The organism is Nesterenkonia aurantiaca (genome assembly GCF_004364585.1).
GTDB classification, from domain to species: domain Bacteria; phylum Actinomycetota; class Actinomycetes; order Actinomycetales; family Micrococcaceae; genus Nesterenkonia; species Nesterenkonia aurantiaca.
Genome location: NZ_SOAN01000012.1, coordinates 1 through 24505 on the forward strand (window position 1 = coordinate 1; position 24505 = coordinate 24505).

A 24505-nucleotide genomic window follows, 5' to 3' on the forward strand; every position below is an offset into this window, starting at 1 on the left:
AGACTCCGCGAAGTCCTCGGCGCAGGACGTGCGGGGCAGCTGACACGTGGTGCGCCAGGGCGGGCCTGCGGTATCGGCTGCGGACCCGCCCTGGTGAACGCCCTCTGGGTCAACGTGATGACGCTCCGCGGGATCGTCTCGGGCTGCACCTGACCGCTCGCCAGGCACTGGGCAGCAGGTAGTGGATGTCAGCTGATGACATCGACTACCTGCTGTTCGGCGCCCGACTGATCGAATCTCGGCCGCGGTTCCCCCAAGTCAGCGATCTGATCGAATCGAGCCGATGAGTTGCCCTGGCTCGGCCTGAGACGCTCGAGACTTCCCACGGCACGGCGCTCAAGACACGTCGACCCCGCCGTCGTTGAATCACTCCGTGAGCGCGCGGTGAGCGCCATCTGCTCGCCATAGCACCTGGTGCGGTCCGGATCTCCCTTTTCGAGTCCCACGCACCTATCGCCCACCGGCGAGCTTGCGATGTCGCTGCTGGACCCCGGCCGATCCGTAGGGGTAGTCCTCCATCTCCGGCTCACTGGCCGCAGTCAGACGATCGAGCTGATCGGCGCTCAACTCGAGCGAGTCTGCTGACATGTTGTCGCGAAGCTGCTCCAGCGTACGAACCCCCAGGATGACCGAGGTCACGGCGGGCTGGGCGCTCAACCAGGCCAGCGACACCTGAGAGGGGGTGGCTTCGTGCTCGTCGGCCACCGTAGAGACCGCATCGATGACCTGCCAGGTGCGTTCCTCGGCATTGCGCTTCTCCCAGGCCTCCATGCCGCGCGTCGGGTCCTCCCCCAGGCGCGTCGAGCCCGTGGGTGACTCATCCCGGCGGTACTTCCCGCTCAGCCACCCCCCGCCCAGTGGGGACCACGGCAGCAGGCCGATCCCCGCGTCCAGGGCGGCCGGGACGATCTCGTGCTCGATACCACGCACGAGGAGATTGTATTGAGGCTGCAAGGTCACCGGGAGCGACCAGCCGTGCCGTTGCGCCAGGTGGACCGCCTTGGTGAGCTGCCACCCGGTGAAGTTGGAGAATCCGTAGTAACCGATCTTGCCTGCGGTCACGGCGTCGTCGAGGAATCGCAGCGTCTCATCCAGCGGGGTGATCGCATCCCAGGCGTGCAGCTGGTACAGGTCGATATGATCAACGCCAAGCCGCCGCAGAGACGCATCGAGCGCGTCACGGAGGTGTCGACGGGAGGTTCCGAGATCATTGGGGCCCTGCCCCATCGGGAAGCGACCCTTCGTCGCCAGGACGATCTGCCGCGCCTCGGTCGGGTGGGAGGCGATCCAACGTCCGATGATCTCCTCACTGGTGCCTGCGGTGTAGACATCGGCCGTATCGATGAAGTTGCCGCCGCCTGCGACATAGGCGTCCAGAATGGCATGGGATGCCACTTCGTCGGCCTCCGCCCCGAACGTCATCGTGCCCAGCGCCTGGGCAGAGACGACTGCTCCACTGCGTCCCAGCGTTCTGTAATTCATGGAAGCCTGAGTCATGTCCCGTCCTTCTGAGAGAGTGCGTCACGCCCCAGAGATAGGGCGACCGACGACCTTGGTCGGCTCGAACAGCCCGACCTCTGGCTCTATGACTTCAACAGTGGTTCCCTATCAAAAACATATTGTCAGCTGGCCATAACCTGACAGCGAGGTCTTGAGAGTTGCAGGCCAAGAAGATTTTAATGTTGGATAATCGCCGCATCCGGAAGCGATCAGGCTGTGACCGAGAAGATCGATTTCAAGAAGACGTCGCCCCGGTGCAAGGCCAGGCCCGGCCACTGCCAGATCATCGAGCTGCCCGACATGCAGTCTCTGATGATCGACGGACACGGTGATCCGAACACCTCGCCCGCATACGCCGCCGCGCTGACATCGCTGTGTCCCCTGGCGTATTCGCTGAAGTTCACCAGTGAGCGCGAGATGTTCGATGCGGCAGTCACCGCAGTCCGTACGAAGAGAGGCCCAGGTCGATAGAGCGGATGCATCATGACTTCATCCCGCGCCAAGGTCTACGCCCGACGGGCGAGCACCACGAGATCTACCTCAGCGATCTGCACCGGACCGCCGCCGAGGAGCCGCGCGCGATGCTCCGGCAGCCCTCGGGCAGCCCGCGACAGAGCCCGATTAGGTCACACAACTGGTCCTTTTTGATTGGCGTGATCAGGCCTACCGTGGAGACATGGAGCGGCCCGGTCGGGCGGCTGAACCTAGGAGGATCCTAGTCATGACTACCCAAGTCTCGGAATGCAGCGTCGAAGCCTGCTCGTTCAACGATCATTCCCACTGCAATGCCGCTGCGATCACCGTGGGCGGGCAGGAAGACCACGCATCCTGCGCGACCTTCATCGACATCGGCGTCCACGGCGGGCTGCCCAAGGTGTTGGCCGGCGTCGGAGCCTGCCAGCGCAGCGAATGCGTGCACAACGATCACCTGATGTGCAGTGCATCCGAGGTGCGTGTCGGGCCGGGACTCGACGACGCGGACTGCCTCACCTACACCCACCGCTGAGATCTACCCGGCCCGCTCCGGGCCGGGCCCAGCGCTACTCACCCCACGAGCACGTTGGCGAACACCTGCCATGCCAGCAGGCTCTTGGCGATCAGGCTGAGCACGATATAGGCGCGCTCCCCGGTCAGGTAGTTGCTCCAGCGGCCGACCTGCTTGTACTGCAGCCACTGGTTGACGGCGAAGCTGTTGAAGAACACGAACAGCGACACGATGATGCCGTAGACGAACCCGGGCGGACCTTCCCCGCCCTCGATGCCGACGTTGATGATCAGATAGACCGCCGCGGCCAGCCACGGTCCGATCCCCGCGATGCAGCCGAACCAGAATGGCGTCCACCAAGCGCGCCCGCCCCGGACCGAACGCCCGGAGGCCCCATGCATCAGACCGTTGTTGCTCATCTCCATCAGCCAACCGAAGAGAATCATCGCCACATTGGCCAGCCCCAGGCCGATCAGCGCCGCGATGTCAGAGATCCCCAGCAGCAGGCTGATCAGCAGGATCATCAGCGTGGAGGACAGGCTGTACTCCACCCAGCGGAAACGGTTGCGTCCCTTGGACAGCTCGCCGACGTAGCGCCGGAAACCCCAGGGTGAGGCGATGAGGAAGTGGAAGAGGGCGGAGAGCAGCAGGAAGGATGCCGTCGCGAATCCCAGCGGAACGTCGAAGACGAGATTGGCGACCCCCTGGGACACCGGTGTTCCAGGGGGACCGTTCAGCGCGAAGGTCGAGACCTGCAGGCTGAAATCGTTGCTGAGGGCCAGCATGGCAGAGCCAGAGACGAGATGCAGCACGCCCATGACCAGGTTGAAGATCCGCAGCCGTCGCGCCACCGGTGCGGGTACGTCGACGGAGATGGTGTGAAGCTCTAACGGATAGGCGCTCATGTATACCAGTCTCGTCCCGCTCCGACACTTTGACCAGACCCCTTCGGCTCTCCGACCTGCGGGGCTAGGCTGGGTCCTGTGAATACTCCCTCTAGCGAGGTGCTTTCTCGGCGGACCGTGCTCTCCGGCGTTCTGTTCGGGTGCGGGATCGCCGCCTCGATGATCGACCTGTTCATCTTCCACCTGGCGCTGCAGTGGCACCACTTCTACGATCTCTCCACCAGCGAGGTCGCACTCACGGCGGACGGGTTCTTCCACGCCTTCGGTTGGTTCATCACCGTCTGGGGCCTGTTTCTGCTCGCGGACGTCCGACGCCGTGCCCAGGTGCACTGGGCACGCTGGAGCGGCGCGGTCCTCACCGGAGTCGGGTTCTTCCAGCTTTTCGACGGCGTCGTCTTCCATAAGCTGCTCGGGATCCACCAGATCCGGTACGGGGTGAACCTCTTCGTATACGACCTCACCTGGATCGGTTCGGCCGTCGTGCTTCTGATCATCGGGCTGCTGATCCTGCGCCGCACCCGGCCAGCACAGGTGCCTGCATGACCCTCGATCCCGCATTGTCCAGACATAGCTGATGCATCACCACGGCGAACCCTTCGAGGGTCTCGGTCTGGAGCCGGCGGACCCGCTGATCTGGGCGGGGCTCGACGTCGTCGTCGTCCTGCTGCTGCTGGCCGCCATGTGCTTTCACACTGGCGGATTATGGGCCGCGCGTCGCCGGAGCCCGTGGCCCCGGCACCGTAGCCTCCTCTTCCACCTCGGGCTGATCTGCGCGGCCGGCGGGCTGCTCGGGCCCGTGGCCACGGCGGCGCACACCAGCTTCACCGCGCATATGCTCGGGCATCTGCTGCTGGGCATGGTCGCGCCGCTGCTGTTGGTCCTCAGCTCACCGGTCACGCTCGCGCTGCGGGCCCTGCCGGTCCAGGCCGCCCGAGGCCTGACTCGCGTGCTGCGCAGTCCTGGCGTCCGGGTGCTCACCCACCCGGTGGTCGCTGCGGTGCTGAATGCGGGCGGGCTCTGGCTGCTCTACACCACGGACCTGTTCCGGGTCATGCATGTCTCTCCGGTGGCCTATGCACTGGTCCATCTGCATATCTTCGTGGCCGGCTATGTCTTCACGGCATCACTGATCGGGGTGGATCCGAACCCGCACCGGGCGTCGATGCCGGTGCGCGCAGCGGTGCTGATCCTGTTCATCGCGGCACATTCGATCCTGGCCAAATGGCTCTACGCACATCCCCCGTTGGGGGTGGAACCTGGGGACGGGAAGACAGGGGCACAGCTGATGTACTACGGCGGAGACGTGGTGGACATCGCGCTGCTCGTGCTGCTCTTCGCCGGCTGGTACTCCGCCACGCGTCCGCGCAACCGGCAGCACGACGCGGTCACCTCGCGGTGAGGCCTGGCGTTCTCATGCGTGCTTCGAGGCGACCCCGACCGCGTCCAAAGCCGCGCGCAGCCGCCGTTCCGCATCCTCCGCGACCTCTCGGACCGCGGCTGAGTCGCTGAGCTGGACCATGGTCTGCGGGTCGATCGCGTCGATGGTGGCGTGGTCCTCGGTGGCGCCGCGACGCACCACGACGTTGCAGGGCAGCAGCGCGCCGAGCTGCGGCTCGGCGGCCAGGGCTTTGCTGGCCAATGAGGGGTTGCAGGCGCCGAGGATGACGTAGTCCCCGACGGCTTCGCCGGACTCGGCGCCGAGCTTCTTGGTGAAGGTGGCCTTGACGTCGATCTCGGTGAGGATCCCGAAGCCCTCCTCGGCCAGGGCCGCGCGAGTGGCCTCCACCGCCTGGGCGTAGGACATCGGGACAGTGATCGTATGGGTGTAGCTCATGAACTGCTCCTTCGACTCACAATGCGCTGACCTTGAGGGGTCAGCGTGTTCTTCAGGCTCCGATGACACACCCGGAGACGACTGCGCTCAGTGCGGCACCGTGGGCGGTGGCGCTGGTGAGAATCAGCACAGCCATGATCGCGGTCATCGCCAGCGCTCCCAGCATGCCATGTCGAGGGTTCTCCGGGGCGACCAGCTGACGCACCCGCTCGGGTCCTGCGGCCAGAAGCACGCGCTGTGACCCGGTCCGGTCGCTGGCCGTGCGCTGCACGCTGCTCGCCTCGCCCATGATCAGCAGGGCCGAGGCGAGCGCTCGGGTGCCCGCGCGGCGCCTCGCCGCGTTGTCCGCCGAGACCTCCAGATAGTGCGGAACGGCGTCCGCGATGGCGGCGGCCAAGGGGACTCTTCGCAGCGGCCCGGTGATGCTCCCGATGAGGTCCAGGACCAGATGGTGGCGTTCCCGCAGGTGCGCCGCCTCATGAGCCAGCACCGCACGCAGCTCCTGCGGATCCAGCGCGGCCAGCAGTCCCGTGGTGACGACGATCCCCCACCGGTCCCGGCCGAGCGCGAACGCCGAGGGGTGGGGATCCTCGACCACGGTGACCAGGTGCCCGTCGATGACCCGCCGATGACCCACTGGCAGCAGCGAGCGGCAGGTCTGCTGAAGCGATCGCCGCCGCTGCACCACGGCGCGCAGCCCCAGAGCCACCAGGAGCAGCCCTGCCCCGGCGGGGGCCAGGAGGAACGCGGCCGAGGGAACCCCGGTCTCCATGACGAACCCGGCGGAGAAGGGGTTCGAGGCCTCCAGGCACCTCTGACAGACCTTCGCCACCGAGTCCGGAAGCGGATTCGGGCCACTCAGTGACCAGGCCAGGAACAGTCCCGCGGCCATGACCGAGGCCAGCCAGAGCGCGAGGCTGGATCCCAGACACACCACCGCCAGCCGCGGGAACCGGATCAGCACGGGCGCTGCGGCGCGGATCAGCGGACGCCCGAGCACGGCTGCCGTCAACACGGCGAAGACCATCAGCAAGGAGATGAGCAGCGGATTCATGCTCAGTCCTGGGAGTTCTCGAGGTAGGTGCGCAGCAGGTCCCGCTCATCCTCCGGCATGGTGTCCACGAAGTGCAGTATGGACGCCGTGCGGTCTCTGCTGACACCGAGTGCTTGGCGCATCAAGCCCGCGGTGTGTTCTTCGCGGGTGCGCTGCGGCAGGTAGCGCACGGAACGACCCTCCCGTGTGGGCGTCACCAGAGCCTTGCGCTCCAGGTTGCCCATCACGGTGGCGATGGTGGTGTACGCCGGGCGGCTGGGCAGCTGGTCCATCACCTCACGCACGGTGTGCCCGGAGTGATCCCACAGCAGATCCATGACTTGCTGCTCGAGCGGACCGAGTCGCTCAGCGGGCATCTCGGTCTGACGTTCCTCACTCATGCTGTGACCAGCTCCTTCCTGGGTCGAACGGTACATGCCACCTGGCCCTTGAGCCGCCAGATCAGCGCGAGGCCGGTGAGCAGCAGCGCCCCAAGGGCCAGGATCGGCTGCAGCGGGGTGAAGTAGGTGATCGCCCCGGAATATCCCAGGGCGATGAGCGCGATCTTGTTGCAGACCGGGCAGCCCACCGCGAACCAGGCCAGCACCATCCCGATCATCCCGAAGCGACTGGTGCGCCGATCCTCGGAGGCGGAGCTCCGATCCTCTGCTTCACTCGCGGTGGCGCGATCCTGGGTGCCGGGGATCGTCCGTTCTGGGCGCGAGGGCCGCACGTAGGTCGCCATCAGCATGCCGCTGAGCACCGAGGTGAGGATCCAGACCGGGTAGTTCCACCACACCGGCGGGATGTCCCGGGCGAAGAACGAGTTGGGGATCAGCACAGTGGCGACGCCTACCAGCACACCGATGACTCCAGAGGCGATCGTGGCGATGACGATCTGGCGAGGCGTCCAGGAGCGCAGCGCCTGGACCGCGAGCACGCTGCATGTTCTCCACCGGGCGAGCTGAATCGAGAGAGGAGCCATGGGGCCAACTATGCCGCAGATCTACTATCTTGCATAGTTACTATGCTAGGTAGTTACTATGATCCGTAGTAGATGGCCGTTCTGAGAAAGGTTCCGATGTCTCTGTCCTCCCCCGCAACCCCCACGATCCGTCCACGAAGAAACACCCTGCTGCCGCTGTTCGTGATCCTCATCGCGGCCGCGCTGATCGGCTTCGTGATCTGGCAGAACGCCGCCGATGACGCGCCCGAATCCACGCAGGACGCCGTGGGACAGGACACTGCCGAGCCAGATGCTCCCGGCCCAGATTCTCAGGCTGAAGGGCCGGTTGCGGTGCCTGAGGGTGGAGCCGAGCCTGAGCAGGAGGATATGAGTGACATCGAGCGCCGGGATCCTGATGATCTTCTCTCCCTCGGCCCCGCGGACGCCCCCGTGGCGATGGTGATGTTCAGCGACGCCCAGTGTCCCTTCTGTGCCACCTGGCACGAGCAGACCCTGCCCACCATGATGGAATACGTCGACGCGGGGGAGCTCCGCATCGAATGGCGGGATGTCAACGTCTTCGGCGAAGCCTCCGAGCGGGCAGCCCGGGCCACCTACGCCGCCGCGATGCAGGATGAATTCATGGAGTACCAGGGCCTGCTCTTCGCTGGTGGGGAAACTCGGCCTGAGGCCGGGCTCACGGAGCAAGGACTGGTCGACCTTGCTGAACAGGTGGGACTCGACACCGCGCAGTTCCAAGAGGACATGAACTCGCCGGAGGTCTCCGAGCAGATCGCCTCCAACGCCCAGGAAGGCCTCGACATCGGGGCCTACTCCACGCCTGCGTTCATCGTGGCAGGGGAACCGATCATAGGCGCCCAGCCCACCGAGGTGTTCGTCTCCGCGGTCGATGACGCTCTGGCCGAGGGCAACTGATGGAGATCAGCCTGATCACCGCCTTCCTCGGCGGAATGCTGGCGCTGCTGAGTCCATGCAGCGCACTGCTGCTGCCGGCGTTCTTCGCCTCCACCATCGGGGCTCGCCTCACTCTGCTGGTCCACGGAGGCACCTTCTATCTGGGTCTGGTCCTCACGCTGGTCCCCCTGGGACTGGGTCTGGGCGCGGTCGGGACGTTGTTCATCGACCACCGTCAGGCACTGATCGCCGCGACCTCCGGACTCCTGATCCTGCTGGGCCTGGCCCAGATGCTCGGCTGGGGCTTCGACTTCTCCAAGGCGCTTCCCGGGACTCATCGGCTGCAGCAACGGGCCCACAGCGAGAAGGGTCTGATCCGGACATTCCTGCTCGGCGCCGCCAGTGGCGTGGCCGGGTTCTGCGCGGGGCCGATCCTGGGGGCCATCCTCACCCTGGCGGTGGCCCAGGGAAGCATCCCGCAGGCGGGCCTGATGCTTGCCGTCTATGCCGCCGGAATGGTCCTGCCGCTGATGATCCTTGCCGCACTGTGGGGACGCATCGGCCCCAGGTCCATGAAGCTTCTCCGCGGACGCGGCTTCACCCTCTTCCGCCGCGAGCTCCACACCACCTCGGTCCTTGCCGGCGCGCTGATCCTCGGCGTCGGCGTCCTGTTCTGGACCACCAACGGCCTTCTCACCGCTCCCTCCCTGGTCCCCAGCGGGACCCAGGGGTCGCTGCAGACGATGGCCTCCTCGGCGGCTGGTCCGGTCGCAGACGTTCTCCTGATCCTGGGGAGCTCCGCGGCGCTGCTGCTCATCTGGACGCTGACCCGGCGCCGGACCGGCCGCACCGCTGACCGCGCAGACCTCCCGGGGAAGGAGTCTCCTCGATGAGCGCCGAACCACCTGCTCTCCTGCTCCTCCGAGGAGGCGTGGTCTTGGGCGTCCTGGGACTGACCTTGGGAGCCTGTGCGGCGCCACCAGATCAGGATCCCTCCGCCGAGGCCGAGTCGACCCATTCACCGGGCTCCCTCGACCCCGACCCGGTCCCGGTCCAGTCACCGGCCGAGGAGGTGGACTTGGACGCGATCCGGCTTCCCGTGCACCTGACCGACCTCGTCAGCGTCGACCCCGGGTGGGACACTCCTCCTCAGGTCCACGACGGCGTCTTCCTGGGCCCCAGAGAAGAGGAGGGCAGACTGGTGTTCAGCGCCGTGTCCGCCGATGGGACCCTGCTGTGGACTGCGCAGCGTCCGCTGAGCTGCACCGGATTTGCACTCACGAGTGCCGGTGACCGGGCTCTGGCGGTACTCACCGATGTGGACCCCGAGAACTCCCCAGATGACACCTCGATCACCACCACCGCGACCGCCTATGATCTGCACACCGGGGAACCCGTCTGGGGTCCCGTAGAAGTCCCGGGGCCACATCAGGGACCCGGTCTGGTCTTCGCCGAACCTCACGAGGAACCGATGGGCGGAACCGATCAGCGCGTCGCCCTCGATCCCGAGACCGGTGAACGCATCCCCGACCGCGGCCATGTCGTCGGGGAGTTCTTCGGAATCACGGTCACCGCCCGCGATGGAGAGTTCATCGCCAGCGGCAGCGAGGGTCAGCTGTGGCGCGCGCCCTCCTCCAACACCTCGACCACTCCTGACCCAGAGGCCCCCGTCAGCCCTGCGACGAACCGGCTTCCGCCTGGGACGGCACTCATCGGCTCTTCCGCGGCTGGCTACGATCTCTGGGACCTCACCGGCGGCGAGCTCCTGGCGGAGGGGATTCAGGACGCCATGTTTGACCTGATGTCCGAGACCTGGGTCGCGATCCGCGAGGATGAACTCGCCGGATTCGACGCCGCGGGTGGGCAGCTCTGGTCCCTGGGCCTCGATGCTGAACCCGAGATCCTCGGCGTGGGCGGGGTCATGGCATATGTCCTTGCCGACGGAGAGCACCTCGACATCTACAACGTGGTCACCGGCAACACGGCCCGGATCTACGATCCGCTCGACGACGGCGCCACGGCCATCCCTTTGGCATTCACAGACACCGGCGCCACAGTCGTCGATACGGGGACCGAGCTGGTTCTGGTGACCGACGAGCCAGGTCCTCCGGAAGATGCTGCGGCAGAGAGCGAACTCTCCGATGAGAGACCATAGAGAATTCAACCGAGGAGAGGTGCCACCGTGAGTGATGACAGCCCGAAGGACTTCTGGGAGAGCCGCTACGCGGACTCGGAGCGGATCTGGTCCGGTCGGGTCAACTCCACAATGAGCTCATTGGTCGCTGACCTGCCTGCAGGACGCGCGCTGGACCTGGGCTGCGGGGAAGGCGCTGACGTGCTCTGGCTGGCAGCTCGAGGGTGGCAGGCGATGGGCATAGACATCTCAGCCACCGCTGTGGCGCGCGGGCAGGCCCAGGCCGAGACGCGTGACCTGGGAGCCGGCGGCGCTACGTTCCGCTCCGCAGACCTCCCGGAAGGCATGCCAGAGGGACCGTTCGATCTGATCAGTGCCTCCTTCCTGCAGTCCCCGGTGGCGCTGGACCGGCAGCGGATCCTGCAGGCGGCGGCCGATCGGGTCGCGGTGGGCGGCCACCTGACGCTGGTCTCCCATGCGACCGCGCCGCCGTGGTCAACACACCGGCACGGACCTGACGAGATGCCCACCCTCAAGGGCGACCTGTCCGCCCTGGTGCCCCGGGACGCCTGGCAGATACAGGTCGGTGAGCTGCGGGAACGGTCTGCGAGGGGACCGCATGGTGAAGACGCCACCCTCAAAGATCTGGTCATCCTGGCCAAGCGGTTGCACAGATGAACTAGTCTGGTGCTTCAATCCAGCTCAGAGGCGGGCCCATACCGCTGAACAGGGGGGCGTGAATGACGCACCGGGAGAAGGACGTCTTGCTGGGGGCCACCTTCGGCCTGGCCGTGCTGGTGGTCTCGGAAGCGGTGCGCCATCTGCTCGGGCACGACCGGTCCTTGGGCGAGATGGCATGGAGCCTGTGGATCATCCCGTTCGGCGCGATCATGTGGAGCATCGGCGGGTCGGCACGGAGGAGCAGAGCCCTCACTCCCCCGGACGGGGCAGAGGCCGGCAGGCCCTCGGCGTGACGGCGCTGGTGTTCGGAATCGTACTGATCAGCGCCGGTGTGCTGACCACGCTGCTGGCGTTCGCGTGTCGTCGAGGAACGCTGCCACTGAATGCGTTCGTGGGCATCCGTATCCCGTCCACTACCGCCGATGCCGAGACCTGGGTTCGCGCGCACCGCGCGGCCTGGCGCTGGATTGCCATCGCCGGAGCAGGTCCGGTGTTCTCTGGGACGCTTCTCCTCTTTCAAGGCGACGAAAGCGGACTCGCCGTGATCGCCGGGACGCTCTGGCTGCTGGGCTTCATCATCGGCGCGTCGGTCGTCGCCTCCCAGGCCGCTGCGAACGACGGATCCGCCTGAACGGTCCGGGCGTCGCCCTCTTCGCCGGGCTCGCATCAACTGCCCACGCGCACCATGGCGCGACGGCGCACCCGCGATAGCCACCTCACCCGGGTGTCGGCAGGGTGAGGATCTCGGCTCCGTCCTCGGTGATCGCGATGGTGTGCTCGCTGTGTGCGGTGCGGGATCCAGTGGCGCTGCGCAGCGTCCAGCCGTCGGCGTCGGTGCGCAGCGCATCGGTGTCAGCCATGACCCAGGGCTCCAGGGCGAGCAGCAGTCCGGGCTGCAGCTCATATCCGCGACCGGGTCGCCCGGTGTTCACGATGTGCGGGTCCTGGTGCATGGTCGATCCCACTCCGTGCCCGCCGAACTGGGTGTTGATCGGGTACCCAGCATCGCGCAGGACCGTGCCGATCGCGTGCGAGAGATCCCCGATCCGAGCCCCCGGGCCCGCGGCGGCGATTCCCGCCGCCAGCGCCCGTTCGGTGGCCTCGATCATCGCCACGCTGTCGGGCTGCGGCGAGTCCCCCACCACAAAGCTGATCGCCGAGTCCGCGACGACCCCGTCCAAGGACACTGCAAGGTCAAGGGTCAGCAGGTCGCCGTCGGCCAGGGCGTAGTCATGAGGCTTGCCGTGGAGCACCGCGTCGTTCACCGAGGTGCAGATGTAGTGGCCGAACGGTCCCCGTCCGAAGGATGGCTCGTAGGCCACATAGCAGGAGGTGGCCCGTGCCTCGAAGATCATCTCCTTGGTCCAGGCGTTGATCTCCAGCAGGTTCGTCCCCACCACGGCGCGGCGCTTCATGGTCTGCAGAATGTCAGCGACCAGCGCGCCGGTGACCCGGCCGCGAGCCACCCCTGCGGGGTTGAGAATCTCGATCATGAGCCACCCTCGGAGGCTGCCGCGACCCGGCGATTATGCAGATAATTGCGCAGGCACCCCGGGAGCGCGCCCAGCACGATGAAGAACGGACCCGCGGCGCGACCATAGGCGTCGCTGAACACCCAGGCACTGGCCAAGAACAGGATGAAGGCCAGGAGCCGCAGCACCGCGACCTGAGGAGGGTTGTTCGGCGGCCTGCCGAAGAAGAACGGCAGTCGAGTGTCAGGATTCACACTCCGGAGCATGTCGAAGGACGCGGTGAACAGCACCGCGGCTATGACCCACAGAATGATCGCGATTAGCTCCATCGGATCATTCCATCGCCCCAGGTTGCCTGAGTCAATCCTCACGTCAGTCCGAGCAGCTGCGGCCGCACTCGTAGAGTAGCGGGATGGAATACACCGCAGCACCTATGGAGGTCCGCAGACCGTGAGCAGCCGACCCAAGCGCGCACCCGCGCAACAGGCTGAGCGGGAGAACGCCGCAGAACGCCTCGCAGCACGGCTGGATCGTCCCATGGGCATGCTCGGCATCCTGTTCCTGTTCGTCTTTCTGGGTCAGATGCTCGTCACGGAGCCGGGTTGGAGCCGCGCGTTGAGCGCCGCCGGCTGGATATTCTGGTCCGTCTTCGTCGCGGAGTTCCTGCTGCGCGCCTACGTCGCCGGGTTCCAGAAGGCGTTCTGGCGACGCAACTGGTGGCAGGTGATCTTCCTCCTGGTGCCGTTCCTGCGGTTCGTCCGGGCGCTGCAGGCCGTACGGGTGCTCCGCCTGACGCGGGTCGCCCGGGTGGGCGGGATTCTCTCTGCCGGGGTCCGCGGCTCCCGGTCCGCCGGACGGCTGCTCACCAGCCGCATCGGCTGGCTGGCGGCTGTGACCGCCGTCGTCGTGCTGGCCGCGAGCCAGCTGCTCTACGCCTTTGAATCCCACAGCGACTACACCAGTGCGCTCTATGAGGCGGCCCTGGCGACCGTCACCGGCACTGGGATCAGCACCCAGGACCCTTTCTCGAAGGTGGTCCAGCTGGTGCTCGCGGTGTACTCCGTGGGCGTGTTCGCGACGCTCGCCGGTTCCGTCGGCGCGTACTTCCTGCGCGGTGAGGCGCCGGTGCTTCCTTCGACCCAGGAGGAGCCAGCCGCTGACGAACAGGGCTCGACCGAGCTCAGCGACGCGGAGTTCCGCTGAGGTCCTGGTAGGCCGTGGGTTCGAGCGATTCGCCGGAGGCCCTCAACGTCTCGGCCCCCGGCACACGATCGGTGTTCTGCGCGCTCACAGCGAGCCAATTGCCGTCGCCGTTCTCTGGGGCTTGACGCTGGAGGGTGAAGCTGATCACCCCCTGCCGGGGGCCCGGGCTTGTATCCGGGGCTTCCCGGGGCGCGGGGGTCTGACCGGTGAGCGTCCACAGCGCATGAACGACGGCGACACTCTCCCCCAGATCACGCACCCGGACCTGGTCGAGCTGCATCTGCGAGCCGCCGAAGATCTTCGCGAATCCGTATTCGTGGGCGGTGCGGATCCGTCTGCGATTGGTCCACCAGAGCCCCACCACGTTGACGAAGTCAGCGTCCTCGACGAACAGCGCGGCCAGAGCCTCGGCGTCGGCCCTGTTCCAGGCCTCGGCGAAGCCTTCCGCGATGCCGCCGGGGGTGTTGATGCCGAGGTGCTTCCGGGTCATCATCATTCCCACAAGGTGGGTGCGGGTTCGAGAAGCTGCGCTCCGTTGTTGCGCACATTGCCGACCGCAGGATCCACCTCGTAGATCTCCCAGGCGGAGGCGACCTCGGTGATCTCGCCGCGCAGCTGTTCCAGCAGGACCTCCAGCTCCTCCGGGGTCTTCTCCCCCGGGTGGATCCAGGTCGCCGCGAACTCCGCCGTCATGGCCAGCGGGATGCGGTCATGCAGCGCCCCGAGCTCGCTGAGCACGCCGTCCTCGGTAATCTCTGGGGATGGGCCGGTGAGGATGGTGCAGGACAGGATCCAGGGGTCGGATTCACCGCGGGCCTCGGCCTCCTGGTCCTTCCACCACTCGTAGAGTCCGGCGAAGATCAGGGGGGAAGCATCGGCGGAACGGATCACGTGCGGCCGCTTCTTCGCTCCACCGGCTTTCCACTCGTAGTACGCCTCGGCGGGGACCGCGCAGCGCCGCGCCTTCGCCGCCGATCGGAAGCTGGGCTTGGACGCCACCGTCTCGGAGCGGGCGTTGAAGGTGCGGGAGCTGAAGCTCATGTCCTTGGCCCAGACCGGCAGCAGCCCCCAGCGGGCTGGGTGGAGTTCACGCAGCGGCGCCCCAGAGTCGTCATAGCGCTCCACCAGGATCGGCACCGTAGAGGTCGGGGCGGTGTTCCAATTGGGCTTGAGTTCGAAGGCCGGTGGCTGAACGGGTCCCAGGCGCGCCCGGTTCAAATCATCGGCCAGGTCACCGGTGTCCTTGGCCATGACATAGCGTCCACACATGGTCTGAGCTTGGCAGACGCGGGGGTGCAGGGCAATCGGCTTGGGCCCTGCAGTTCCGGCGCGACGCGGCCGTCTCACCCGTCCGCGCTGCACCGAGTCGGCGCGTCATCTTCCCGAGGATCCAGTACCTTGTCAGCGGTCGGGCCTCCGCTTGAGTCGGACGAAACCGGCAAGGGCCCCGAGGGCGAAGATTGCGAGCCAGACCAGGAAGACGTGTCCGCCTGACAGCCGGAGGTCCTCCGGAGCCAGCAGCATCCATCCGATGTGCAGGATTGCCGGGATGGCGACGAACGACTGCCACGTGGTCCAGAACTGCTGCTTCCGCGAGGCTCGTGTCTGGGAGTGTTCAAGGATCCTCAGTCCGAGCTGGACCAGGTCCAGGGGTGATGCTGGTCAGGTCAGGACCCCGCTGGGCGAGGCTTCATCGGCGCAGCAGCAAGCTCGCGGATCGGATCGCGCGCCGTCGTTGAAGCAGTTTGTCGCATCGCTATGCCATGTCCCATCGATATTTCCGTCCATAGCGATGGGACATGGCATAGCCGTGCGATAAACGCCGGACAACGTTCAGCTCCAATGCAATTCTTCTCGCCGGTGCGCTGGCGCAACCATGGGGGCACTTGGGCGTCACAGAACTCCAGAGAAGCCCACGCGCATATACCTTTGAGACTGCGAAAAAAGCGGAGCAGCAGCATCTGACCTTCTAGAAACCGATGCTCCGACCAGCCCCAGGCAAGACCACGGCCCCTTTCACCACTGAATCGGTAGAAATCGACCAGCAGCCCTCCGAGCTGACTCATCACGACGCACGAAGAACTGGTATCCCTTCATGACATCCGCCACACCCGATACGAAGTCTCCCTTCCTCAATTTCGTAGCGGCCGAATTTCGTAGACGCGGCTCCCAGCATCGCCGCGACCTCTCGAACAAGACCTACGTGCACCAGCTGCTCTCGGAGAAGACGCTCGGCGGAGAACGAATCGGACTGCCTCAGCAGCACGCAGTGCTGACCTCCACTGCACAGATCACCGCGGAGCTGCTCGGTGCCCGCATCGCACTGAAGTTCGCCAATGGCTGGTCGGCCAAAGGCGTCATGCTGCTTGAGCGCCTCGGCGATGACCGCTATTACGACCACATGGCGTCGCGTGAATGGACCCTCGAAGGTATTCGCGGGAAGCAGGACGCGGTCGCGGCCAAATTTCCCGGGAAGAAGGCCGAATGGATCGTGGAAGAGCTGCTCCGTGGGATGCAGCCCGGTGCGGTGCCCTTCGACTACAAGTTCTATATGTTTCAGGGACAGATCGGCATGGTCGCCCAGATCGACCGGAACTTCTCACCTCCACGCATGGTGAAGCTGGACGGGGACCTGAAGCCATTCGTCCCCGGGCGGGACTACAAGTTCCGGCCCTCGGACATCCAACCCGGAGTGCCGGTGGTCCCGCGCTCGGCGGTCATGCTTTCACGGTGGGCCATCGAACTTGCCAAGATGACCGACGCCCCGTTCGTGCGTGTCGACCTCTACGACACCGAAGACGGCCCCTACTTCGGTGAGTTCACGTTCTCCTCCGGGGCAGAGTTCAAGAAGACCGTCACCTACAGCGACGAGGTGCTCGATTACTTCGATGCGTTGTTCGCCGACGCGGAGAAGACCCTCCGGGGAGAGGCCGTCGAACCACCGCAGAACTGGAGCACATTGCTGCAGTCCACCAACGCTGAGGTGCTGGCCTCACACCCACGGATCAGCCCCGCGCGCTATCAGCGCATCGCCGACTTCCTCTATACCCGAGGCAGTCTCGGTGGATTTCGGCTGGCGCGTGCTCAAGAGAAGCTGCTGGAAGAGGGTGGAGACGCCGCGGTCAATGAGTACCTCGCTCAGGCACATAAGTCCGCAGGTCGCCGGGCATTGGCTCGACGACCTCAAATTCCATCGGCCCTGCGCAAGGTCACGCGGAGCGTCAAGAGGAGGCTCCGCAAATAGTCCACGGCAGCTCCGGCCTGACCGCGGACAGGATATGCCGATCTCGTCGAGATCTATCTTCCCACCGGAGAGATCTATAGGCTTGAAACAATGACACATCCCACAGAACAGTCGATCTCCGAGGCCGGTCTGAGCCGGCGCGTCTCGATTCCATTGTTCGTGCTCCTGGTCCTCGGCGCGCTGCCCGCACTCCTCTTCGCCCCCCTCGGGGTCGGTGTCAGCGTGCTCGCGCTGGTGGGAGTGATCGGCGCTGCGGTCGCGTTCTCCCGGGTCAAGATCGTCGCCGGTGATACGGGCCTGAGTGCCCGGTGCATGGGAATCTTCCACGTGAGCTTCGCGTGGGACGAGATCCTCTCGGTCCAGGAGGGTCCCGAGACCGGGGTCCTGGAAGGGGCCGGCTATCGGATTCTCCCCGGCGGGAAGGTGGGACTCCTGGTCGGTGGTCCAAGCGTCGAGGTTCGTGATTCAGGCAAGACCTATCTGCTGAGCGTCCGCGATTCTCAGCGAACGGTGGAGGAGATTCGCCGACACCTCGCGGCCGCGAACTCGTTGCTTTGACCACCGCCGTCTGACCTGCAGACCTCCCCCTGCGTCCAGGACGAGACGCCCCTGACCATCGACCAGGAACTCCACTGATGCTTCCCTACCTGCTGATGATCATGGTCGTGATCTTCTACGCGGGGAACATTCTGGTCGGTGAGGCGCTCAATGACCTCCCGCCGCTGACCATCGCGTTCGCGCGGCTCGCCGTCGCGTTCCTGTGCCTCGCGCCGCTGGCAGCCCGAACCGCCTGGCGGTCCCGAGCACTGTTCCTCCACGAGTGGAAGCCGCTGCTGCTGCTCACCCTCACCGGTGTCGCGTTCTTCAACACCTTCATCTACGCGGCCCTGCAGTTCACCTCCTCCACGAATGTCTCCGTGCTGGAGACCCTGATCCCCGCACTGACCCTCGCGCTGAGCGCCCTGGTCCTGCGCGAGCGGCTGCGGATCCTTCAGTGGAGCGGCCTGGCGCTGTCGATCCTCGGGGCGCTCTGGGTGATCACCGATGGGCAGATCTTCGCCGTGACGCAGCTGCAGTGGAACATCGGCGATGGCATCATGCTCGGAGCGGTCGCCTCCTGGGCGGTCTACTCCATCGCTGTCACCCGATACCTCAGTCTGTTTCCCACCTTCGGCGTGCTGTTGGTCATGACCGGGCTCGCTGCGATGATCCTGGCGCCGTTGGTGGCCCTCGAGTGGATGGTGCTCGGGCCTCCGGCGTTCAGCCCGACCGAGCACCTTCCTGGTCTGCTCTACCTGGGGGTCTTTCCAGGACTGCTCGCGCTGCTCTTCTACAACCGCGCGGTCCAACAGCTCGGTGCCGCCCGGGCGTCCAGCTTCTTGAACTTCCTCCCGGTCGCCACCATGGCCGGAGCGGTGCTGTGGCTCGATGCCGAACTGACACCAGCCAAGGTCACGGGCGCGCTGGTCGTCGTGCTGGGGGTCTCGATCACCACTCGGGCAGGTCGGCGACCCTCGCCTCGGCCAAGCCCAGCTCCTGGATCAGCCCACCCCAGCAGCCCGAATGAGACCCTGAGAAATTGACAGCACACGCGGCCCTCGGCCTGACCCTGCCCTTCGCCGCGGGGCTGGGCAGGGCGACGGCCAGGTCCGATTCCCGCTAGCTTTCTCTGCGACTGAGATGTGGAATGGAGCACATGGATCAGGACGAAGTCTTCGAGCGCCGCTACCGGGCGGTGAAGTCTCGGGACCACCGCTTCGACGGGCAGTTCTACACCGCGGTGTCCTCCACGAAGATCTACTGCCGACCCTCCTGCCCCGCCCAGACTCCGAAGCCGGAGAATGTCACCTTCTACTCCACCTCTGCCGCCGCCCACGAACACGGCTACCGGGCCTGCAAACGCTGCCTGCCCGAGGCCGCCCCGGGCACCCCGGAGTGGAACACCCGGCAGGATCTGGCCGGCCGGGCCATGCGGCTCATCCGCGAAGGCACGATGAACGACGGCGGCGTAGCAGCCCTGAGCACCCAGCTCGGCTACAGCAGCCGGCACCTGCACCGGACCCTGAGCGCCGAGCTGGGTGCGGGGCCGCTCGCCCTGGCCCGGGCTCACCGGATCCACCTGGCCCGCAGTCTGCTGGTCGGCACGTCGCTGGCGATCACCGAGATCGCGTTCGCCTCCGGGTTCTCCTCGGTGCGTCAGTTCAATGAGACCGCGCGGGCTGTCCTCGGTGCGACGCCCCGAGAGATCAGGATGCGTGCGCAGCACCGACCCGGGATCAGCGCCGCTCCCCTGGCAAGCGGAGTCTGTGACTCAGCTGGAGCTCAACAGCTGTCGCTGCGTCTGGCTCTGCCGGTGCGGGAGCCCTTCAACGCGGTGGAGCTCTTCACCTTCCTGGCCGAGCGTGCGATCCCCGGTGTCGAGGCCACCAGGCTCGACGACGAGGCGCTCACCTACGCGCGCACCCTGCGGCTGGCCCATGGGCCGGCGGCCCTCCAGGTCACGGCGACTCCGACCGAGGGCCTGGCTGAGCCGCAGTCCGTGCGCTGGCGGCTGCACCTGGAATGTGAGCTCAGCGCCTGGGCGGACATCCCGGCGATGGTGGCGGTGGCGCGCCGGCTCTTCGATCTCGACGCGGACCCGGCTGCCGTCGGTGCCGCCCTCGCGGAGGACCCGGTGCTGGCACCTCTGGTCGCCCGCTCTCCCGGGCTGCGGATCCCAGGCACCGCCGATGGTCCGGAGTACCTGGTCCGCGCCGTCGTGGGCCAGCAGATCTCGGTGTCGGCCGCCCGCACCCAGCTCAGCCGGCTCGTCGATGCGCTGGGCACCGAACATGTGTCCTCCTTCCCGGGGCTGTCCCGACTGTTCCCCACCTCGGAAGAGATCGTGACCGGGGTCCCCGCGCCGCCGGCGCGCACCGGTCCCGGTCCGAGACCGGTCCTGGATCCGGAACGGCCGCTGCGACTGCCCGCACGCTCCATCGCCACGGTGCGCGCCGCCGCGGCAGCCCTGGCCAGCGGAGAGCTCACCGTGGACCAGGGTGCAGACACCCGGGTGCTGCATGACCAGCTCACCGCCATGCCGGGGATCGGGCAGTGGACCGCCTCCTACCTGATGCTGCGCGTCCTCGGCGACCCGGATGTCTGGATGACCGGCGACGTCGTTCTGCTCAACGGTGCCAAGCGGCTCGGCCTGCTGGACCCGGAGCTGAAGAAGGCGGCCGCACATCGAGCTCTGGAATCTCATGCCCGAGGCTGGTCGCCTTGGCGGTCCTATGCTGCGATGCACCTCTGGCAGGCGGCCACCGACCTGCCCGAGCAGACTCAAAAGGACGGTAGATCATGACAACTCGCAACTACAACCTGAATCACGTCAGCTTCACCACAGCTGATGGACCTTTCAGTGTGGTGGCTGATGAGCATCACGTCCTGGCCTCTGGTTGGACCTGGGACATCGGCGCCCTGGTTCAACTGATCCACCCTGACCTCCGCGGAGCCGCGTCAGAGGTCCGGGCCGGCTCGGAGGTTGACCCGCATCCGGTGCTGGACCAGGCGGCTGAGGCGGTGGCGGCCTACTACGCCGGTGACGTCACCGCCGTGGACCGTGTGCCGGTGAGGCAGCGCTCCGGGCCCTTTCGCGAACAGGCCTGGGAGGCGCTGCGCCAGGTCGCGCCGGGCGCGCCTGTGACCTATGCCGGGTACGCGGCCCGCGCAGGCCGCCCGAGCGCGATCCGGGCCGCGGCCGGTGCCTGCGCGATGAACGCGGCGGCGCTGTTCGTGCCCTGCCATCGGATCGTCCGCACCGACGGTGGGCTCGGCGGCTTCCGCTACGGGGTGCAGATCAAAGAGAGCCTGCTGCGGCGGGAGTCCGTCCCGGCACCGTCTCCCCACGCAGATCCCAGGCGCGGGTCGCCTGCACGGTGACCGCTCGGGGTCCGGTGCGCCGAATGGTGCCCTCGGCCATCAGCATCTTCGCCGCGAAGAGACATTCCCCGGTGTTGCGCTGAGCCTCCTCGAAGAAGCTCAGGTCCACGCAGCCGGTGCCGTCGTCGAGGGTGATGAACACGACCCGTTTGCCCGAAGCCATCGGCGGGGTCTGGGTGGCCACCCGAATCCCGGCCACCCGGACGGTGGCGCCGTTGCGCAGCGAGAGCAGGTCTTCGGCGAAGGTGACTCCGGCAGCCTGCAGCACCGGGTGATGGAAGTCCATCACGTGGCCACTGGTGTCCAGGGAGGTCAGGTCCAGCTCGGTGGTGACGATCTCCCGGGCCGCCAGCTCCCCCGCCCCGGTGGGCATGTTCGCGATCTCAACATCACCGATGGGCAGGGCCAGCTGCCCCTGGACCTGCCGGGCCGGCGGCTTCTTGGCGTACTCCAGGTTGGTGGACTCCACCCACTGGATGAGGTCCTTGCGGTGCTTCCGGCCCTCGGGCAGCAGGCAGTCCAGGGCACCCACCTTGGCCAGATCGCGCAGCGTGGAACGTTTCAGCCGGGCCCGGTCGCGCAGGTCCGCCAGGGAGGCGAAGGGCTGCTCCGCCTCGATCCGGCGCAGCTCGGCCTTGGAGATCCCCTTCAACCCGATCAACGACATCCGGATCCCCCACACCGGCAGCCCCGCCACCGAGGTCGCCTCCACGTGATAGCTGCTGGTGGAGCGGTTGACGTCCATCGGCAGCAGCGGGATCTTCAGCCGGCGGGCCTCGGAGACCAGCAGCCGCAGCGGGTACATGCCGGGGTCATGTTCGAAGAGTCCACAGAGGAAATGCGCGGGGTGGTGGGTCTTCAGCCAGGCCGACTGGTAGGTGGGCACCGCGAAGGCCGCCCCGTGGGCCTTGCAGAAGCCGAAGCTGCCGAAGCTGAGCAGGATCTCCCAGACCCGGTCGATCACCGCAGCGGAGTAGCCGCGCCTTTCGGTCTCCGCGCGGAAGAAGGTCTCCACCGGCCCCGACCTGTCCTTGCTCATCGCGCGGCGCAGCTCATCGGCCACGTCCAGGCCGCAGCCGGTCATGGTGTCGAAGATCCGCAGCACCTGTTCGTGGAAGACCACCACCCCGTAGGTCTCATCGAGGATCTTCGCCAGATCCGGGTGCGGGTAACCCACGGTCTCGTAGCCGTGGCGGCGCTCCAGGTAGGGCTTGACCATGCCGGAGCCCATGGGCCCGGGGCGGAACAGCGAGATGTCCACCACGAGGTCATTGAGCGTCTTGGGCACCAGCTTGCCGATCAGCTCGCGCTGCCCGGGGCTCTCGATCTGGAAGCAGCCCAGGGTGTGGGTGGACTGGATCATCGCGAAGGTCGCGGGATCGGCATAGTCCACGTCTTTGACCATGTCGATCACCTCCCCGGTGGTGCGTTCGAGCTCGGTGAGCGCGTAGGCGATCGCCGACTGCATCCGCACGCCCAGGATGTCGAGCTTGATGAACCCCATCGGGTCCATATCGTCCTTGTCGAACTGGCTCATCGGCAGCCCGTTGACCCCGGAGCGCTCCACCGGGGTGAGTGTGAGCAGGTTGTTGTTGCCCAGGATCACGCCGCAGGGGTGGGTGGAGATGTGCCGAGGCAGCCGGTCCAGGCGTTCAGAGAGGTCCACCAACAGGTCCAGCTGTTGACGCCCAGAGCCGCGTTCGGTCTCGATCCGCTCGGCCAGGCTCTGGAGCTCGGGCTTCTCCTTCAACGCACGGCGGAACTCCCGGGCCGGGAAGCGCCACATGATCTCCGCGAGCTGGTCGATCTCCTCCTCGGGGAGCCCCAGCGCGAGCCCGGCGTCGCGGACCGCGCCACGGATCCGGTAGGCGTTCTGCATGCTCATCAAGGTGACCCGCTGGGCGCCGAAGCGCTTGAAGACCGCCCGATAGATCCGATGCCGCTCGGAGGACTCCACGTCGATGTCGATATCGGGCAGGGTGGAGCGTCGGCGGGAGAGGAAGCGCTCGAAGATCAGTCCGTGCTGCAGCGGATCGATGGGGCTGATCCCCAGTGCGTGGACCACCAGGGAGGAGACCGCCGAGCCGCGGGCCGCGGCGCGGACCCCCATCTCGCGGATCAGCCGGGCCACCTCGGCCACGGTCAGGAAATAGGGGGCGAAGCCGAGATCTGCGATGATGCTCAGCTCGTGTTCCAGACGCGCCCGGGCCGGAGCCTCGCTGTCCTGCTCTGCCCCGCCCTCTCCGCCCACGCCCTCCTGGTCCGGATACTCCTGGTCCGGCTCCCCTTGTTCCGGATCCTCCTGGGTCGCGCTCGCTCCAGCCGCGCCCTCCTGGGCGAGCATCTCCGCCAGGCCTGCTTCGCAGCGGGCGCGCAGCTCCTGATCCGGATCGCCCTCGATCCCGATCACGGAGGTCTCAGGCACCTTGGGCCGGCCCCAGCCCAGATCAGCGACCGGATCCAGCTGGCACTGGCGGCCCAGCGCCTCGGTGTTGGTCAGCAGCTCCTGGGCCGGTATCGGTGTGGTGCTGGCCGCGCAGATCTCCGCGGCCAGGGCCTTCATCGCCGCGGCCGGCTTCAGCCAGCCCTGATCGGTGGGCTGGAGTGCAGTGGTGCTGTGCAGGTCCGAGAGGACCCGTACCGCGTCGAGCACATCCGCGGTGGCTGCCTCGTCGGTGCTCAGCAGTCGCACCGCGTTGGTCAGCACCGGGGCCACCCGGCTGACCTGAGCCGCGCTGAGCATTCGGACCGCATGGGCGGTGGACAGCGCCTCCCCTGGAGGTGCCAGATGGGACACCACCTCCACTCGCAGCGATTCGCCGAGCGCCTCGCGCCACTGGCGCAGCAGCGCTCGGGTGCCGCGGTAGTCCCGAGAGGCCGCGGCGACACCGATCTCGCTCTCCGGCCCGGCGAGGACGAACAGACGACGACGCACCTCGCCCTGCCCCGGGGCCGCACACTCGGCCAGCTCCTGCAGACTCACTCGGGCGGCCTCGCCCTGTGGGCGTTCGTGGGCGCGGGAGATGAGCTGACACAACGCCGCATACCCACCGGAGGCGTTGCTGGCGAGCACCACGGCCCGACCACGGTCCTCCACGACGAGACTGACCCCGATGATCGGGGCGATGCCCAGGTCGATGCACGCACCGAGGTGCTTGACCGCCCCGTAGAGTCCGTCCCGATCGGTGATGGCCAGCGCCGTCATGCCATCCGCTGCAGCCGCGGCCACCAGCTCCTCAGGGCGGTTGGTGCCGTAATGGCTGCTGAACGAGCTGGCCACATTCAGGTGGGTGAAGGTCAATGGACCCGCACCAGACGCCAACGCCCAGAGGCCAGGTGTCGACTGACATCGATGGTGTGCACCTCGGCGGTCTCGGTGCGAGAGGTGGCTTCGAGCTGGACCTGCAGCCGCCAGATCTCATGAGCCACCAGCCCGGGGCGCCCCCGCTCGGCGCGGGGCTCCTCCAGCCACCAGCTGCGCCGCTGATACCAGCGCACAGGGGCTTCGACCACGAGATGCCTCCGCTCTTTCCAGATCACCCGATGGGGCAGGAACTGCTCGTCACATTCAATATCAATGGATTCAGTGAGCGTCACCGCTCCGCGGCGAGGTGCTCGGTCGGCTTCGGGGCGAATAACAGTGGGCATGGGTAAGCTCCCTCTTTCATGTCTCCAAGAGATATGACGAAGCCGATGGGAAGCCCGGAGGCCTCATCGTATTCGAACATACAT

General features: G+C 66.7%; 28 protein-coding genes. 16 read left to right on the forward strand and 12 right to left on the reverse strand.

Annotated elements, in window-relative coordinates; translation table 11 throughout:
• Positions 1 to 450 precede the first annotated feature (450 nt).
• Positions 451 to 1482 (reverse strand): aldo/keto reductase, encoded by a 1032-nt coding sequence (locus tag EV640_RS12580; RefSeq protein WP_133726631.1) that lies wholly within the window; start codon positions 1480 to 1482, stop codon positions 451 to 453.
• 234 nt (positions 1483 to 1716) lie between these two features.
• On the opposite strand from EV640_RS12580, the gene EV640_RS12585 reads away from it, so the two are divergent.
• Positions 1717 to 1971 (forward strand): hypothetical protein, encoded by a 255-nt coding sequence (locus EV640_RS12585; protein ID WP_036476128.1) that lies wholly within the window; start codon positions 1717 to 1719, stop codon positions 1969 to 1971.
• Positions 1972 to 2221: 250 nt separating this feature from the next.
• Entirely contained in the window at positions 2222 to 2506 is a 285-nt protein-coding gene (locus EV640_RS12590; RefSeq protein ID WP_036476126.1) for a DUF1540 domain-containing protein, read from the forward strand.
• Positions 2507 to 2544: 38 nt separating this feature from the next.
• On the opposite strand, the gene heR is transcribed toward EV640_RS12590, so the two are convergent.
• Complete coding sequence (gene heR / locus EV640_RS12595; protein WP_051501263.1) at positions 2545 to 3390, reverse strand: heliorhodopsin HeR; 846 nt, start codon at positions 3388 to 3390, stop codon at positions 2545 to 2547.
• Positions 3391 to 3468: 78 nt separating this feature from the next.
• Between heR and EV640_RS12600 the strand changes: the two genes are divergently transcribed.
• A complete protein-coding gene (locus EV640_RS12600) occupies positions 3469 to 3933 on the forward strand; it encodes a DUF2243 domain-containing protein (RefSeq protein WP_036476125.1) in 465 nt (154 codons plus the stop codon).
• A 31-nt stretch (positions 3934 to 3964) separates the two neighbouring features.
• The gene (locus EV640_RS12605) at positions 3965 to 4789 is read left to right on the forward strand and encodes a cytochrome c oxidase assembly protein (RefSeq protein WP_084479614.1); all 825 of its coding nucleotides are present in this window, start codon (positions 3965 to 3967) and stop codon (positions 4787 to 4789) included.
• Between the two features lie 12 nt (positions 4790 to 4801).
• Here EV640_RS12605 and EV640_RS12610 read toward each other — a convergent pair whose 3' ends face one another.
• The 4 genes from EV640_RS12610 to EV640_RS12625 are packed head-to-tail and all read right to left on the reverse strand — an operon-like array spanning position 4802 to position 7242.
• Positions 4802 to 5224, reverse strand: a complete 423-nt coding sequence (locus EV640_RS12610) for a DUF302 domain-containing protein (RefSeq protein WP_036476123.1) — start codon at positions 5222 to 5224, stop codon at positions 4802 to 4804.
• A gap of 52 nt (positions 5225 to 5276) precedes the next feature.
• Positions 5277 to 6278 carry a M56 family metallopeptidase gene (locus EV640_RS12615; protein WP_036476121.1) on the reverse strand — a complete coding sequence of 334 codons (1002 nt, stop codon included), beginning with the start codon at positions 6276 to 6278 and terminating at the stop codon, positions 5277 to 5279.
• Positions 6279 to 6280: 2 nt separating this feature from the next.
• Positions 6281 to 6658 carry a BlaI/MecI/CopY family transcriptional regulator gene (locus EV640_RS12620; RefSeq protein ID WP_036476120.1) on the reverse strand — a complete coding sequence of 126 codons (378 nt, stop codon included), beginning with the start codon at positions 6656 to 6658 and terminating at the stop codon, positions 6281 to 6283.
• Entirely contained in the window at positions 6655 to 7242 is a 588-nt protein-coding gene (locus EV640_RS12625; RefSeq protein ID WP_036476119.1) for a hypothetical protein, read from the reverse strand. Before EV640_RS12625 ends, EV640_RS12620 begins: the two co-directional genes overlap by 4 nt.
• 96 nt (positions 7243 to 7338) lie before the next feature.
• Between EV640_RS12625 and EV640_RS12630 the strand changes: the two genes are divergently transcribed.
• The 6 genes from EV640_RS12630 to EV640_RS13620 all read left to right on the forward strand — a co-directional run bounded on the left by EV640_RS12630 (position 7339) and on the right by EV640_RS13620 (position 11564).
• On the forward strand, positions 7339 to 8139 hold the full coding sequence (locus EV640_RS12630) for a DsbA family protein (protein ID WP_036476118.1): 801 nt from the start codon (positions 7339 to 7341) through the stop codon (positions 8137 to 8139).
• Complete coding sequence (locus EV640_RS12635; RefSeq protein ID WP_036476117.1) at positions 8139 to 9011, forward strand: cytochrome c biogenesis CcdA family protein; 873 nt, start codon at positions 8139 to 8141, stop codon at positions 9009 to 9011. The genes EV640_RS12630 and EV640_RS12635 overlap by 1 nt, the downstream gene beginning before the upstream one ends.
• Complete coding sequence (locus EV640_RS12640) at positions 9008 to 10273, forward strand: WD40 repeat domain-containing protein (protein WP_133726613.1); 1266 nt, start codon at positions 9008 to 9010, stop codon at positions 10271 to 10273. The genes EV640_RS12635 and EV640_RS12640 overlap by 4 nt, the downstream gene beginning before the upstream one ends.
• Positions 10274 to 10300: 27 nt before the next feature.
• Complete coding sequence (locus EV640_RS12645; protein WP_036476115.1) at positions 10301 to 10930, forward strand: class I SAM-dependent methyltransferase; 630 nt, start codon at positions 10301 to 10303, stop codon at positions 10928 to 10930.
• A gap of 62 nt (positions 10931 to 10992) precedes the next feature.
• On the forward strand, positions 10993 to 11226 hold the full coding sequence (locus EV640_RS13615; RefSeq protein WP_036476114.1) for a hypothetical protein: 234 nt from the start codon (positions 10993 to 10995) through the stop codon (positions 11224 to 11226).
• Complete coding sequence (locus EV640_RS13620; RefSeq protein ID WP_036476113.1) at positions 11223 to 11564, forward strand: SdpI family protein; 342 nt, start codon at positions 11223 to 11225, stop codon at positions 11562 to 11564. The genes EV640_RS13615 and EV640_RS13620 overlap by 4 nt, the downstream gene beginning before the upstream one ends.
• A gap of 85 nt (positions 11565 to 11649) precedes the next feature.
• Here EV640_RS13620 and map read toward each other — a convergent pair whose 3' ends face one another.
• Both map and EV640_RS12660 read right to left on the reverse strand, forming a co-directional pair.
• Positions 11650 to 12426: a type I methionyl aminopeptidase gene (gene map / locus EV640_RS12655; protein WP_036476111.1), complete on the reverse strand. Its 777-nt coding sequence runs from the start codon at positions 12424 to 12426 to the stop codon at positions 11650 to 11652.
• Positions 12423 to 12734 (reverse strand): hypothetical protein, encoded by a 312-nt coding sequence (locus EV640_RS12660; protein WP_036476109.1) that lies wholly within the window; start codon positions 12732 to 12734, stop codon positions 12423 to 12425. The genes map and EV640_RS12660 overlap by 4 nt, the downstream gene beginning before the upstream one ends.
• Positions 12735 to 12855: 121 nt before the next feature.
• Here EV640_RS12660 and EV640_RS12665 point away from each other — a divergent pair, with 121 nt between their 5' ends.
• On the forward strand, positions 12856 to 13608 hold the full coding sequence (locus EV640_RS12665; protein ID WP_051501261.1) for an ion transporter: 753 nt from the start codon (positions 12856 to 12858) through the stop codon (positions 13606 to 13608).
• Here the strand turns inward: EV640_RS12665 and EV640_RS12670 are convergent.
• Both EV640_RS12670 and EV640_RS12675 read right to left on the reverse strand, forming a co-directional pair.
• Positions 13586 to 14104, reverse strand: coding sequence for a YybH family protein (locus EV640_RS12670; protein WP_036476105.1), 519 nt, complete (start codon positions 14102 to 14104; stop codon positions 13586 to 13588). The genes EV640_RS12665 and EV640_RS12670 overlap by 23 nt on opposite strands.
• Positions 14101 to 14877, reverse strand: a complete 777-nt coding sequence (locus EV640_RS12675; RefSeq protein WP_036476103.1) for an SOS response-associated peptidase — start codon at positions 14875 to 14877, stop codon at positions 14101 to 14103. The genes EV640_RS12670 and EV640_RS12675 overlap by 4 nt, the downstream gene beginning before the upstream one ends.
• 826 nt (positions 14878 to 15703) lie before the next feature.
• On the opposite strand from EV640_RS12675, the gene EV640_RS12680 reads away from it, so the two are divergent.
• The 5 genes from EV640_RS12680 (at position 15704) to EV640_RS12700 (ending at position 20773) form a co-directional block, all read left to right on the forward strand.
• On the forward strand, positions 15704 to 16852 hold the full coding sequence (locus EV640_RS12680; protein WP_133726614.1) for an ATP-grasp fold amidoligase family protein: 1149 nt from the start codon (positions 15704 to 15706) through the stop codon (positions 16850 to 16852).
• Positions 16853 to 16942: 90 nt separating this feature from the next.
• Entirely contained in the window at positions 16943 to 17410 is a 468-nt protein-coding gene (locus tag EV640_RS12685; protein WP_133726615.1) for a hypothetical protein, read from the forward strand.
• Between the two features lie 77 nt (positions 17411 to 17487).
• Positions 17488 to 18435, forward strand: a complete 948-nt coding sequence (locus EV640_RS12690; protein ID WP_051501260.1) for a DMT family transporter — start codon at positions 17488 to 17490, stop codon at positions 18433 to 18435.
• A gap of 113 nt (positions 18436 to 18548) precedes the next feature.
• Positions 18549 to 20195 carry a DNA-3-methyladenine glycosylase 2 family protein gene (locus tag EV640_RS12695; RefSeq protein ID WP_133726616.1) on the forward strand — a complete coding sequence of 549 codons (1647 nt, stop codon included), beginning with the start codon at positions 18549 to 18551 and terminating at the stop codon, positions 20193 to 20195.
• Positions 20192 to 20773: a methylated-DNA--[protein]-cysteine S-methyltransferase gene (locus tag EV640_RS12700; RefSeq protein ID WP_133726617.1), complete on the forward strand. Its 582-nt coding sequence runs from the start codon at positions 20192 to 20194 to the stop codon at positions 20771 to 20773. The genes EV640_RS12695 and EV640_RS12700 overlap by 4 nt, the downstream gene beginning before the upstream one ends.
• Here the strand turns inward: EV640_RS12700 and EV640_RS12705 are convergent.
• A complete protein-coding gene (locus EV640_RS12705; RefSeq protein ID WP_133726618.1) occupies positions 20691 to 24095 on the reverse strand; it encodes a DNA polymerase III subunit alpha in 3405 nt (1134 codons plus the stop codon). The two genes, EV640_RS12700 and EV640_RS12705, sit on opposite strands and share 83 nt — an antisense overlap.
• Positions 24071 to 24421, reverse strand: coding sequence for a hypothetical protein (locus EV640_RS12710; RefSeq protein WP_051501257.1), 351 nt, complete (start codon positions 24419 to 24421; stop codon positions 24071 to 24073). Before EV640_RS12710 ends, EV640_RS12705 begins: the two co-directional genes overlap by 25 nt.
• Between the last annotated feature and the right edge of the window lie 84 nt (positions 24422 to 24505).

Bases quoted from the DNA above. Each gene is read 5' to 3' on its own strand.
- EV640_RS12580 (WP_133726631.1), bottom strand. From the start codon at position 1,482: ATGAATTACAGAACGCTGGGACGCAGTGGAGCAGTCGTCTCTGCCCAG.
- EV640_RS12590 (WP_036476126.1), top strand. From the start codon at position 2,222: ATGACTACCCAAGTCTCGGAATGCAGCGTCGAAGCCTGCTCGTTCAAC.
- heR (WP_051501263.1), bottom strand. From the start codon at position 3,390: ATGAGCGCCTATCCGTTAGAGCTTCACACCATCTCCGTCGACGTACCC.
- EV640_RS12605 (WP_084479614.1), top strand. From the start codon at position 3,965: ATGCATCACCACGGCGAACCCTTCGAGGGTCTCGGTCTGGAGCCGGCG.
- EV640_RS12610 (WP_036476123.1), bottom strand. From the start codon at position 5,224: ATGAGCTACACCCATACGATCACTGTCCCGATGTCCTACGCCCAGGCG.
- EV640_RS12615 (WP_036476121.1), bottom strand. From the start codon at position 6,278: ATGAATCCGCTGCTCATCTCCTTGCTGATGGTCTTCGCCGTGTTGACG.
- EV640_RS12620 (WP_036476120.1), bottom strand. From the start codon at position 6,658: ATGAGTGAGGAACGTCAGACCGAGATGCCCGCTGAGCGACTCGGTCCG.
- EV640_RS12625 (WP_036476119.1), bottom strand. From the start codon at position 7,242: ATGGCTCCTCTCTCGATTCAGCTCGCCCGGTGGAGAACATGCAGCGTG.
- EV640_RS12630 (WP_036476118.1), top strand. From the start codon at position 7,339: ATGTCTCTGTCCTCCCCCGCAACCCCCACGATCCGTCCACGAAGAAAC.
- EV640_RS12635 (WP_036476117.1), top strand. From the start codon at position 8,139: ATGGAGATCAGCCTGATCACCGCCTTCCTCGGCGGAATGCTGGCGCTG.
- EV640_RS12640 (WP_133726613.1), top strand. From the start codon at position 9,008: ATGAGCGCCGAACCACCTGCTCTCCTGCTCCTCCGAGGAGGCGTGGTC.
- EV640_RS13615 (WP_036476114.1), top strand. From the start codon at position 10,993: ATGACGCACCGGGAGAAGGACGTCTTGCTGGGGGCCACCTTCGGCCTG.
- map (WP_036476111.1), bottom strand. From the start codon at position 12,426: ATGATCGAGATTCTCAACCCCGCAGGGGTGGCTCGCGGCCGGGTCACC.
- EV640_RS12660 (WP_036476109.1), bottom strand. From the start codon at position 12,734: ATGGAGCTAATCGCGATCATTCTGTGGGTCATAGCCGCGGTGCTGTTC.
- EV640_RS12670 (WP_036476105.1), bottom strand. From the start codon at position 14,104: ATGATGATGACCCGGAAGCACCTCGGCATCAACACCCCCGGCGGCATC.
- EV640_RS12675 (WP_036476103.1), bottom strand. From the start codon at position 14,877: ATGTGTGGACGCTATGTCATGGCCAAGGACACCGGTGACCTGGCCGAT.
- EV640_RS12680 (WP_133726614.1), top strand. From the start codon at position 15,704: ATGACATCCGCCACACCCGATACGAAGTCTCCCTTCCTCAATTTCGTA.
- EV640_RS12685 (WP_133726615.1), top strand. From the start codon at position 16,943: ATGACACATCCCACAGAACAGTCGATCTCCGAGGCCGGTCTGAGCCGG.
- EV640_RS12690 (WP_051501260.1), top strand. From the start codon at position 17,488: ATGCTTCCCTACCTGCTGATGATCATGGTCGTGATCTTCTACGCGGGG.
- EV640_RS12695 (WP_133726616.1), top strand. From the start codon at position 18,549: ATGGATCAGGACGAAGTCTTCGAGCGCCGCTACCGGGCGGTGAAGTCT.
- EV640_RS12700 (WP_133726617.1), top strand. From the start codon at position 20,192: ATGACAACTCGCAACTACAACCTGAATCACGTCAGCTTCACCACAGCT.
- EV640_RS12710 (WP_051501257.1), bottom strand. From the start codon at position 24,421: ATGCCCACTGTTATTCGCCCCGAAGCCGACCGAGCACCTCGCCGCGGA.